This window comes from Kitasatospora sp. NPDC057940, from assembly GCF_042887425.1.
Lineage (GTDB): Bacteria > Actinomycetota > Actinomycetes > Streptomycetales > Streptomycetaceae > Kitasatospora.
In genome coordinates, this window is sequence record NZ_JBHVPH010000001.1 from 243,648 (window position 1) to 255,569 (window position 11,922).

Genomic DNA, 11,922 nt, shown 5'->3' on the forward strand with positions numbered 1-11,922 from the left:
GATTAGCGGACCGATGGCCGATCTCCCAAATCCGGGCCGGCGGGGTTCCCGGCGGGCACCCCGCCGACCAGCGGCGGCGCTCCGGCGGCCGGGCGCAGCAGCCATTCCTCGCGGGTCGCCGGGAGGCCGGCCGCGCCCTCCTCGGTGCTGCGGACGGCGAGGATCTGGTTGATCCCGATCCGGTTCTCCTCGAAGGCGAGCGCGCTGGCGGCCATGTACAGCCGCCAGACCCGGGCCCGGCCGCGGCCGACCAGCCGGACCGCCTCGCTCCAGTGCGCCTCCAGGTTGGCCACCCATTCGCGCAGGGTCAGCCCGTAGTGCTCGCGCAGCGACTCGACGTCCCGGACCTCGAAGCCGGCCTCCTCCAGCCGGGCCACGGTGGAACCGACGGGGGAGAGCTCGCCGTCGGGGAAGACGTAGCGGTCGATGAAGGGGCTGGTGCGGTGCGGCTCACCGGGGCGGTCGGGGCGGCGGGCGATCTGGTGGTTGAGCAGCCGGCCGCCGGGCACCAGCAGCCGGTGCAGGCCCTCGGCGTAGACCCGGTACTGCTCGGAGCCGACGTGCTCGGCCATCCCGACGCTGGAGATCGCGTCGAACGGGCCGTCGGCGATCTCCCGGTAGTCCTGGAGCCGGACCTCCACCCGCCCGGCCAGGCCGGCCTCCTCGACCCGCCGGCGGGCCAGCGCGACCTGTTCCCGCGAGATGGAGACGCCGACCGCGGTGACGCCGTAGTGCTCGGCCGCGTGCAGCAGCAGCGAGCCCCAGCCGCAGCCGACGTCCAGCAGCCGCATCCCGGGCCGGAGGCCGAGCTTGCGGCAGATCAGGTCGAGCTTGGCCTCCTGGGCGGCCTCCAGGCTCTTGGCCTCCGGGGCCCAGTAGGCACACGAGTAGACCATCGAGGAGCCCAGGACGAGCCCGTAGAAGTCGTTTCCGACGTCGTAGTGGTGACTGATGGCCGCGCGGTCCCGGCTGCGGCTGTGCAGCCGCCCGCGGGCCTTGCGGACCTCCTCCCGGGGCGGCGTGGGCTCGGGGCCGAGCGCCCCGGCCCGCAGCGCGGCCGCGAGGACGCGGCGCCCGCCGGCGCCGAGCACGTCCCGCGGGCCGAGGTCGAGGCGGCGGATCTCCGGCCGCTCGACGAACCGGGCGACGGCCGAGAGCACCTCGTAGAGATCGGTGCCGGGGGCGAGCTCCAAGTCCCCCGCGACGTAGGCCCGGGCCAGGCCCAGCTCGCCCGGCTGCCACAGCAGCCGGCGCAGGGCCCGGCGGTTGCGCAGGACGACCGTGGGGGCTCCCGGCGGCCCGGCGACGCTGCCGTCCCAGGCCTGGACCCGCAGCGGTACCGGAACCCCCAACAGCCCGTCCAGGGCCTCGACCAGTTGACCTGCGAGCTTCGCCACCGCGCGCCTCCGTCCAGCCGTCCTGCGGAACGTCTCCTGACCCGGTCGGGCGGACCGGGGGCGGCCTGCGGCACTCCCAGGCGTGGACCGGGCGCCACCCAGCTAATCCCACCGCGGCCGGCCCGCTCCCGGGCGGCACGCCGCGGGCGGCCGGCTGTCACCCGAAATGCCGACGGGCCCCGCAGGCTGCAACAGCCTGCGGGGCCCGTCCATTCCGTCCGCGGACGGCGAACTGACCAGGGGTCAGGATCCGACCGGGGTCAGTCCTCCTCGGCCAGGGTCAGCTCGACGCCGCCGGTGAAGCCGGCCGCCGCGTTGTAGATGAACGCCGAGAGCGTGGACAGCGCCGTCAGCAGGACGACGTCGACCACGGCGATCAGCGAGGTGAAGGTCATCACCTTGCCGAAGCCCACGTAGTCCATCAGGTTGAGGCCGCCGGCACTGTCCGAGCCGGTGACGTCCTTGAGGGTCTTGGTCAGCGAGTCGAAGACGCCGAGCGAGTCCAGCGTCATCCACAGCACCGCCGCGGCCACGATGATGATGATCCCGACGGCCAGCGACAGCAGGAAGCTGACCTTCATCACCGACCACGGGTCGACCTTGGTCACCCGCAGCCGGGCCTTGCGGGTCCGGCCGAGGCCGACACCGGCGGCCGCCGCGGGGGCGGCCGGGGCCGGCCGGCGCGCCGCGCCCGGGACGGGCGTGCCGCCGGGCGGGGTGTTGCCGCTGGTCCGGGTCCCCCGGGCCGGGGTCGGCTGCCCCTTGGCATAGGTGGTCGGCTGCGAGAACCCGCTCGCGCCCGGCGCCGGGGCCCCCGGCGGCGGGGGCGTCTGTCCGCCGTAGGTCGCGCCGCCCTGTCCCGCTCCGCCGACCGGTGGCATCAGCGAGGTGGACGCGGCCGAGTGCTCGGGCGGCGGCTGCGGCGCGCCGTACCCACCCCCGCCCTGCGCGCCCGGACGGCCGCCGGAGGGTCCTCCCGCAGCACCCGTGGCTCCACTCACCTGGTCCTCCCGCACTTCCCACCAGGACGGCGGCACCGCCCTGCTTCGTCACTCGTCATCCAGCGCCCGGCGGGATTGCCCGGAACTGGTGGGCGGCCGGTGCCGCCACGCCCCTCTATCAGGACGCGACGGCACCGGCCCGTGGTTCGGTTCAGACCTCGGCGTCGCCGCCGGCCGTCGTCCCCGCACCCTCAGCCGTTTCGGTGGAAGCGGTGTCCGCGACCTCGTCCTCCACCGTCTCCTCGTCCTCGGCTTCCGCGTTGCGGGCCATGCCCACGACCGCGTCGCGCTTACCGAGGTTGATCAGTTGGACGCCCATGGTGTCACGTCCGGTTTCACGAACTTCGGAAACCCTTGTGCGGATCACCCCACCCGACAGGGTGATCGCCATGATCTCGTCGGTGTCGTCGACCACGAGCGCGCCGACCAGAGAGCCCCGGCCCTCGACGATCTTCGCCGCCTTGGTGCCGTAGCCGCCACGCCCCTGGACACGGTACTCGTCCACGGCCGTGCGCTTGGCGTACCCGCCGTCGGTGGCGGTGAACACGTACGTTCCCGGGCGGACGACGTTCATCGAGAGCATTTCGTCGTCCTCGCGGAAGGCCATGCCCTTGACGCCGGAGGTGGCGCGGCCGGTGGGCCGCAGCGCGTCGTCGGTCGCGGTGAAGCGGATCGACTGGGCCTTCTTGGAGACCAGCAGCAGGTCGTCCTCGGCGGAGACCAGCTCGGCGCCGATCAGCTCGTCGTCCTGGCCCTCCTCGTCCTGGCGCAGGTTGATCGCGATCAGGCCGCCGGAGCGCGGGGAGTCGTAGTCCTTCAGCGCGGACTTCTTCACCAGGCCGGCCCGGGTGGCGAGGACCAGGTAGGGCTTGTCCTCGTAGGTGCGCACGGCCATCACCTGGGCGATGTGCTCCTCCGGCTGGAAGGCCAGCAGGTTGGCCACGTGCTGGCCGCGGGCGTCGCGCCCGGCGTCCGGGAGCTCGTAGCCCTTGGCGCGGTAGACCCGGCCCTTGTTGGTGAAGAACAGGATCCAGTTGTGCGTCGTCGTCACGAAGAAGTGGTCGACGATGTCGTCCTGCTTGAGCTGCGCTCCGCGCACGCCCTTGCCGCCGCGCTTCTGCGAGCGGTAGAGGTCGGAGCGGGTCCGCTTGACGTAGCCGCCACGGGTGATCGTGACGACGATGTCCTCCTCGGCGATGAGGTCCTCGATCGAGAGGTCGCCGTCGGACGGGATGAGGGTGGAGCGCCGCTCGTCGCCGTACTTCTCGACGATCGCGGTGAGCTCCTCGGAGATGATCTCCCGCTGGCGGGTCGGCGAGGCCAGGATCGCGTTGTACTCGTCGATCTTGCGCTGCAGCTCGTCGTGCTCGTCCATGATCCGCTGGCGCTCCAGGGCGGCCAGGCGGCGCAGCTGCATCTCCAGGATGGCGTTGGCCTGGAGCTCGTCGATGGAGAGCAGCCCCATCAGGCCGGTGCGGGCCGCGTCGGCGCTCGCCGAGGCCCGGATCAGCGCGATGACCTCGTCGATCACGTCCAGGGCGCGCAGCAGGGCGCGCAGGATGTGGGCGCGCTCCTCGGCCTTGCGCAGCCGGAAGGTGGTGCGCCGGACGATGACCTCGACCTGGTGGTTGACCCAGTGCCGGATGAAGGCGTCCAGCGACAGCGTGCGCGGCACGCCGTCGACCAGGGCCAGCATGTTGGCGCCGAAGTTGGTCTGCAGCTCGGTGTGCTTGTAGAGGTTGTTCAGCACGACCTTGGCGACGGCGTCGCGCTTGAGCACGACCACCAGGCGGGTACCGGTGCGGGACGAGGACTCGTCGCGGACGTCGGCGATGCCGGCGACCTTGCCGTCCTTGACCAGGTCGGCGATCTTCAGCGCGAGGTTGTCCGGGTTGACCTGGTACGGCAGCTCGGTGATCACCAGGCACTGGCGGCCCTGGATCTCCTCGACCTCGACCACGGCGCGCATGGTGATCGAGCCGCGGCCGGTGCGGTAGGCGTCGTCGATCCCGCGGTGGCCGACGATCAGCGCGCCGGTGGGGAAGTCGGGGCCCTTGATCCGCTCGATCAGGGCCTCGAGCAGCTCCTCGTTGGAGGCGTCCGGGTGCTCCAGCGCCCAGAGCGCGCCGGAGGCGACCTCGCGCAGGTTGTGCGGCGGGATGTTGGTGGCCATGCCGACCGCGATGCCGGTGGCACCGTTGACCAGCAGGTTGGGGATGCGCGCCGGCAGGACGGTCGGCTCCTGCGAGCGGCCGTCGTAGTTGGACGCGAAGTCGACGGTGCCCTCGTCGATGTCGCGCATCATCTCCATGGCGAGCGGCATCATCTTGCACTCGGTGTAGCGCATGGCCGCGGCCGGGTCGTTGCCCGGGGAGCCGAAGTTGCCGTTGCCGTCCACCAGCGGCATCCGCAGCGACCACGGCTGGGCCAGGCGCACGACGGTGTCGTAGATGGAGGTGTCACCGTGCGGGTGGTAGTTGCCCATGACGTCGCCGACGACGCGGGCGCACTTGTAGTAGCCCTTCTCGGGGCGGTACCCGCCGTCGTACATCGCGTAGAGCACGCGACGGTGCACCGGCTTGAGGCCGTCGCGGACCTCGGGGAGCGCCCGGCTGACGATCACGCTCATCGCGTAGTCGAGGTACGAGCGCTGCATCTCGGTCTCGAGCTCGACCGGCTCGATCCGCATGGTCACCTGGGTGGTGGCCTCGGCGGCTGTGGGGGTCTCGGGCTGTTCGCCTTCGGGACGGTTGTCGTCGACCACTGGTGGTCAGTTTCCTTTCACGCGGACTGGTACGTGCTTCGCTGCCGGTCGGGCGGCGTCACACGTCCAGGAAGCGGACGTCCTTGGCGTTGCGCTGGATGAAGGAGCGGCGTGCCTCGACGTCCTCGCCCATCAGCACGGAGAACAGCTCGTCGGCGCGGGCGGCGTCCTCCAGGGTGACCTGGAGCAGCAGCCGGTGCTCGGCGTCCATGGTGGTGACCCGGAGCTCCTCGGCGTTCATCTCGCCGAGACCCTTGAAGCGCTGGATCGCGTCGTCCTTGGGGAGCCGGCGCCCGGCCTCGACCCCGGCCGCGATGAGCGCGTCGCGCTCGCGGTCCGAGTAGGCGTACTCGAAGTCGTCCTTGCCCCACTTGATCTTGTACAGCGGCGGCATGGCGAGGTAGACGTACCCGGACTCGACCAGCGGCCGCATGAAGCGGAACAGCAGGGTGAGCAGCAGGGTGCGGATGTGCTGCCCGTCGACGTCGGCGTCCGCCATCAGGACGATCTTGTGATAGCGGAGCTTGGAGTCGTCGTAGTCCTCCTGGATGCCGCAGCCGAAGGCCGAGATCAGCGCCTGGACCTCGGTGTTCTGCAGCACCTTGTCGATCCGGGCCTTCTCGACGTTCAGGATCTTGCCGCGGATCGGCAGGATGGCCTGGGTGCGCGGGTCGCGGCCCTGCTTGGCGGAGCCGCCGGCGGAGTCACCCTCGACGATGAAGATCTCGCACTCGGCCGGGTCCTTGGACTGGCAGTCGGAGAGCTTGCCCGGCAGCGAGGCGGACTCCAGCAGGCCCTTGCGGCGGGTGAGGTCGCGGGCCTTGCGGGCGGCGACGCGCGCGGTGGCGGCCTGGATGGACTTGCGGATGATGTCCGAGGCCTCGTTGGGGTTGCGGTCCAACCAGTCGTTGAGGTGCTCGTGGACGACCTTCTGGACGAAGGTCTTCGCCTCGGTGTTGCCGAGCTTGTCCTTGGTCTGGCCCTCGAACTGCGGCTCGCCGAGCTTGACCGAGATGATCGCGGTCAGGCCCTCGCGGATGTCCTCGCCGGAGAGGTTGTCGTCCTTCTCCCGGAGCAGCTTCTTGTCCCGCGCGTAGCGGTTGACCAGGCCGGTCAGCGCCGCGCGGAAGCCCTCCTCGTGGGTACCGCCGCCGTGCGTGTGGATGGTGTTTGCGAAGCTGTAGACCCCCTCGGTGTAGGAGGAGTTCCACTGCATCGCGATCTCCACCGAGATCGCCTTGTCCTTGTCCTCCGCCTCGAAGTCGATCACCGAGGGGTGGATCACCTCGCCCTTGCGGGAGTTGAGGTGGGCGACGAAGTCGGCGATGCCGCCGTCGTACTTGTACGTGACGGAGAGCGGCTTGCCCTCCTCGTCGACGTGCTCGGGGCGCTCGTCGGTGAGCGAGATGGAGAGGCCCTTGTTGAGGAAGGCCATCTCCTGGAAGCGCCGGGACAGCGTCTCGAAGGAGTAGACGGTGGTCTCGAAGATCTCCGGGTCGGCCCAGAAGGTGACGGTCGTGCCGGTCTGCTCGGAGCCCTCGTGCGTGGCCAGCGGAGCGGTCGGCGCACCGGCCTTGTAGTCCTGGGTGAAGCGCGAGCCGTCGCGGTGGATCTCCACCGAAAGGCGGGTGGACAGCGCGTTCACGACCGAGACGCCGACACCGTGCAGACCGCCGGAGACGGCGTAGCCGCCGCCGCCGAACTTGCCGCCGGCGTGCAGGACGGTGAGCACGACCTCGACGGCCGGCTTCTCCTGGCCGGGGACGATGTCGACCGGGATGCCACGGCCGTTGTCCACCACCCGGACCCCGCCGTCGGCGAGGAGCGTGACGTCGATGGTGTCGGCGTACCCGGCCATCGCCTCGTCGACGGAGTTGTCCACCACTTCCTGCACCAGGTGGTGCAGGCCGCGCTCGCCGGTGGAGCCGATGTACATGCCGGGGCGCTTGCGGACGGCGTCGAGGCCTTCCAGCACCTGGATGTTGCTACCGGTGTAGGAAGCCTGGTCGGTCTGGTCTGGGGTCTGGCTGGGGTTGCCGGAATCGGCCACGAAGCGCCCTCTCTGGCACAGCACGGGCCGCATTCCCGCCCCGTGTGGGCGGGCGTGCGACCACGGCGTTTAGACTCGGTTGCCACTAGCAACAGTGTTTGGCTCTCAGTCTACCGGTACGACTGACAGAGATGGGCGTTTGGCAGCCCTTGAAGGCAGATATGCCGCCCTGAATCCCCTCTGGACATGTCCCGATACTCGCCCGGGGGGCCCAGAGCGCCTGGAAGGGCTGTCAGGGGTTCCGGAAGATCGTGGTCCGCTCCACGCCCTCGGCGGCGGCACGGCGACCCGGTCAGCCCCAGGTGTCGCCCGGCCCCTTGCTCCCCGGGGCGCGCAGCCGGCCGTAGCCGCGGGCGGGCGCCGCCGGGCCCAGCACCTTGATGGTGCGGACCGTGCCGTGGCCCAGCTCGTGGTTCAGACGGGCCACCAACTGCCTTGCCAGCCAGCGCAGTTGGGTGGCCCATGCGGTGGAGTCGCACTGCACGGTGAGCACCGCGGCGGCGTCGTCGTAGGAGGAGGGGTGGCAGTGCGCGGCGATGTCCGGGCCGACGATCTGCGGCCAACGGCCCATCACCCCGCCGACCGCGGCCGAGGACTCCCAGCCCCGTTCGGTCAGCAGCCGGTTCAGCGCCGCCCCCAGCGGGACCGGGTCGCGGCCGTCCGACCGGGCTCCGCTGCGCAGGCCGTGCCGCTTCGCCTCGCGCTTCTCCCGGACCTGCTCGCCGCGCTGCCGCGCCTGGGCCCGGGCCGCCCGCAGCGCGGAGCGGGCGAGGTCGGCGCCGGTCGGCGCCGCGTCGCCCGGCTGGGGGGAGTGCTCCGCCGGCTCGCTCACGGCGATCTCCTTTCCCCAGGCTGTGGACAACGGTCGCGGACGCGCGCCGGTGAGCCGTCCAGCCTACGGGAGTGCCCGGACGACGATTGCGGAGGTGCGGGGGGAGTCAGGCGTCGATCCGGCGGACGGCGCCGTCGGCGACCGCGAACCGGGCACCGGCCAGCGCCTTCGGCACGTCCTCGGCGACCGCCGCGGTGACCAGCACCTGCTCGCCGCCGGCCACCAGTTCCGCCAGCCGGTCCCGGCGGGCCGCGTCCAGCTCGGCGAACACGTCGTCCAGGATCAGCACCGGCTCGCCGCCGTCGGCTCGCAGCAGCTCGTACGAGGCCAGCCGCAGCGCCAGCGCGAACGACCAGGACTCGCCGTGGCTCGCGTAGCCCTTGGCGGGCAGCGGGCCGAGGCTGAGCACCAGCTCGTCGCGGTGCGGGCCGACCAGGGTGATGCCCCGGTCCACCTCCTGCTTGCGGACCGCCTGCAGCGCGTTCAGCAGCTGCTCCTCGGCCTGCTCGCGGCTGGTCGGCAGCTCGCCCTCGAAGGAGCTGCGGTACTCCAGGACGGTGTCGCCGCCGCCCGGGGCCAGCTGCCCGTACGCGGCCGCCACCAACGGCTGGAGGGAAGCCACCAGCTGGATCCGGAAGGCCGTCAACTCGGCTCCGGCACGGGCCAGATGGCCGTCCCAGACCTCCAGGGTGGAGAGGTCGGCGCCCTTGCCGCCACCGGCCCGGCGGGCCATCGCGGCGGTCTTCAGCAGGGCGTTGCGCTGCTTGAGGACCCGCTCGTAGTCCTGCCGGACCCCGGCCAGCCGGGGGGCCCGGGCGGTCAGCAGCTCGTCCAGGAAACGGCGCCGCTCACCAGGGTCGCCCTTGACCAGGCTGAGGTCCTCGGGGGCGAACAGGACGGTCCGCAGCAGGCCCAGCACGTCGCGCGGGCGGACGTTGTCGGAGCGGTTGATCCGGGCCCGGTTGGCCTTGCCCGGGGTCAGCTCCAGCTCGACCAGGGTGGTGCGGCCGCGGTCCACCACCGAGGTGCGGACCACCGCCCGCTCGGCGCCCAGCCGGATCAGCGGGGCGTCGGTGGCGACCCGGTGGCTGCCCAGCGTGGCGACGTAGCCGACCGCCTCGACCAGGTTGGTCTTGCCCTGGCCGTTGGGCCCGACGAAGGCCGTCACGCCCGGGTCGAGGGGAACCTCGACCCGGGCGTACGACCGGAAGTCGGCGAGCGACAGGTGCGCGACGTGCATGGCTGTGGACTGCGCTCGCCTTCTGGGGAGGTGCGGGTTACTTGGACTCGACCGCGTGGCCGCCGAACTGGTTGCGCAGCGCGGCGATCATCTTCATCTGCGGCGAGTCGTCCTGGCGGGAGGCGAAGCGGGCGAACAGCGAGGCGGTGATCGCCGGCAGCGGCACCGCGTGGTCGATCGCGGCCTCGACGGTCCAGCGGCCCTCGCCGGAGTCGGCGGCCCAGCCGCGCAGCTTCGCCAGGTGCTCGTCGTCGTCCAGCGCGCGGACGGCCAGGTCCAGCAGCCAGGAGCGGATGACGGTGCCCTCCTGCCAGCTGCGGAAGACCTCGCGCACGTCGGTGACCTCGGGGGCTGCCTCCAGCAGCTCCCAGCCCTCGGCGAAGGCCTGCATCATCGCGTACTCGATGCCGTTGTGGACCATCTTGGCGAAGTGGCCGGCGCCCACGGCACCCGCGTGCACCGAGCCGAAGTCGCCCTCGGGCTTGAGCGAGTCGAACACCGGCTGGACGCGGGCCACGTGCTCGGCGTCGCCGCCGTACATCAGGGCGTAGCCGTTCTCCAGGCCCCAGACGCCGCCGGAGACGCCGCAGTCGACGAAGCCGATGCCCTTGGCGGCCAGCGCCTCGGCGTGCTTGATGTCGTCGGTCCAGCGGGAGTTGCCGCCGTCGACCACCACGTCGCCGGGGGAGAGCAGCTCGGCGAGCTCGTCGACGGTCGCCTGGGTGGCGGCGCCGGCCGGGACCATCACCCAGATCACCCGCGGGCCCTGCAGCTTGGAGACGAGCTCCTGGAGGCTCTCGACGTCGGAGATGTCCGGGTTGCGGTCGTAGCCGATGACGGTGTGGCCGGCGCGGCGGATCCGCTCGCGCATGTTGCCGCCCATCTTGCCGAGACCGATGAGGCCGAGCTCCATGACCAAGTCCTTACCTGTGGTGACGTGCCTGCCGGCGGCGCCGTTGCCGCACGCCCCCGAGCCTACGCGCTGCGGCGGTGGCGGCTCCCTGTGGTCGGGCCGACCGGGGGAGGACGCCCACAGGCTGTGCACAGCCGGTGTGCACAGCCTGTGGGTGACGGCCTTGGGGCAGCGGCCGCGAGGTCAGCCGGAGAGGCGGACCGGCATGATCAGGTACTGGTACGCCTTGTCCTCCTCGGCGTCCACCGAGGCCTTGCCGCTGAGCAGCGCGGGCTTGGTCGGCGTGGTGAAGCTCAGCTGGGCGTAGGCGGAGTCGATGGCCTTGAGGCCCTCCTCCAGGTAGCCCGGGTTGAAGGCGATCGAGATGTCGTCGCCCTCCAGGTCGGCGTCGATCCGCTCGGTGGCCTGGGCGTCGTCGCCCGAGCCCGCCTCCAGGGTCAGCACGCCCTGCTCGAAGCTGAGCCGGACCGGGGTGTTGCGCTCGGCGACCAGCGAGACGCGCTTGAGCGCCTCCAGGAAGGGCTGGGTCTGGATCGCGGCGACGGCGCTGAACTCCGTCGGGAACAGGCTGCGGAACTTGGGGAACTCGCCCTCCAGGAGCCGCGTGGTCGTCCGGCGGCCGGCGCCCTCGAAGCCGATCAGGCCCTCGCCCGCGCCGCCCGAGGAGAGCGCGATCGAGACGTTGTCGCCGCTGCCCAGGGACTTGGCGATGTCCTGCAGCGTCTTGGCGGGCACCAGGGCGACGGCCGAGATGTCCGACTGCTCGGGCTTCCACAGCAGGTCGCGGACCGCGAAGCGGTAGCGGTCGGTGGCGGCCAGGGTGATCCGGTCGCCCTCGATCTCGACCCGGACACCGGTGAGCACCGGGAGGGTGTCGTCGCGGCCGGCGGCCACCGCGGCCTGGCTGACCGCGGAGGCGAACACGTCGCCCGAGACGGTGCCCGTGGCGGTCGGCATCTGGGGCAGCGCCGGGTACTCGTCCACCGGGAGGGTGGGGAGGGTGAAGCGGGAACTGCCGCAGACCACGCTGACCCGCTGGCCGTCGGTGGAGATCTCCACCGGCCGGTTCGGCAGGTTGCGCGAGATGTCGTTCAGCAGCCGACCGGAGACCAGGACGGTGCCCGCCTCCTCGATGTCGGCCTCCAGCTCGACCCGGGCCGAGACCTCGTAGTCGAAGCCGGACAGCGCCAGGCTGCCGTCCTGTGCCGTCAGCAGCAGGCCGGCCAGCACCGGCACCGGCGGCCGTGCCGGGAGGCTGCGGGCAGCCCAGGCCACCGCCTCCGCGAGGACGTCACGCTCCACCCGGAACTTCACCGGTAACCGCCTCCTGGATCGAGCGCTCCCGCTCGCACTCTGGTTCGTCTGATCTTGATCGTCGGTCTGGCTGTCCACCGAGCTGTGCCACTCCGCTTCCAGTCGCCGAGGACAGTCTGACGTACTCCGCCGACAGACGGGGCAGACGGGCGGAAGCAAGCCGAACAGATGTCGGGGCGCGGTTGTCCACAGATTCGGGGCCCACCCACTTTCAAGCGAGTCGATGGGTCTAAATGTGTAGTGGTAGTAGTAGGGCCTGTGGAAACCGTGGATAACCCCGTTTCCCCAGGTCAGACCCACTTTTTTGTCCACAGCGGGTGTGGACGGCGGCTGTGGACGAACACGCGGTGCTGTGGACAGCGGAGCGTTACCCACAGGGCACGCTGGGTATCCACAGGTTATCCCCAGGGC

General features: G+C 71.5%; 8 protein-coding genes. All 8 read right to left on the minus strand.

All coding sequences use genetic code 11. From position 1 onward, the window contains the following. Nucleotides 1–2: 2 nt before the first annotated feature. On the minus strand, nt 3–1,397 hold the full coding sequence (locus tag ACFVTF_RS01155) for a class I SAM-dependent methyltransferase (RefSeq protein WP_387807543.1): 1,395 nt from the start codon (nt 1,395–1,397) through the stop codon (nt 3–5). A gap of 260 nt (nt 1,398–1,657) precedes the next feature. After that, nucleotides 1,658–2,398, minus strand: a complete 741-nt coding sequence (locus tag ACFVTF_RS01160) for a DUF3566 domain-containing protein (protein WP_387807545.1) — start codon at nt 2,396–2,398, stop codon at nt 1,658–1,660. A gap of 151 nt (nt 2,399–2,549) precedes the next feature. After that, nucleotides 2,550–5,162 (minus strand): DNA gyrase subunit A, encoded by a 2,613-nt coding sequence (gyrA, locus tag ACFVTF_RS01165; RefSeq protein WP_387807548.1) that lies wholly within the window; start codon nt 5,160–5,162, stop codon nt 2,550–2,552. Nucleotides 5,163–5,220: 58 nt separating this feature from the next. Continuing rightward, nucleotides 5,221–7,236, minus strand: a complete 2,016-nt coding sequence (gene gyrB / locus ACFVTF_RS01170) for a DNA topoisomerase (ATP-hydrolyzing) subunit B (protein ID WP_387807550.1) — start codon at nt 7,234–7,236, stop codon at nt 5,221–5,223. A 268-nt stretch (nt 7,237–7,504) separates the two neighbouring features. After that, nucleotides 7,505–8,044: a DUF721 domain-containing protein gene (locus ACFVTF_RS01175; protein WP_063348459.1), complete on the minus strand. Its 540-nt coding sequence runs from the start codon at nt 8,042–8,044 to the stop codon at nt 7,505–7,507. A gap of 106 nt (nt 8,045–8,150) precedes the next feature. Beyond that, nucleotides 8,151–9,284 carry a DNA replication/repair protein RecF gene (gene recF / locus ACFVTF_RS01180; protein ID WP_387807553.1) on the minus strand — a complete coding sequence of 378 codons (1,134 nt, stop codon included), beginning with the start codon at nt 9,282–9,284 and terminating at the stop codon, nt 8,151–8,153. Between the two features lie 37 nt (nt 9,285–9,321). After that, entirely contained in the window at nt 9,322–10,197 is an 876-nt protein-coding gene (gene gnd / locus ACFVTF_RS01185; RefSeq protein WP_363368219.1) for a phosphogluconate dehydrogenase (NAD(+)-dependent, decarboxylating), read from the minus strand. A gap of 183 nt (nt 10,198–10,380) precedes the next feature. Then, the gene (gene dnaN / locus ACFVTF_RS01190; protein WP_363579877.1) at nt 10,381–11,511 is read right to left on the minus strand and encodes a DNA polymerase III subunit beta; all 1,131 of its coding nucleotides are present in this window, start codon (nt 11,509–11,511) and stop codon (nt 10,381–10,383) included. Nucleotides 11,512–11,922: the final 411 nt, after the last annotated feature.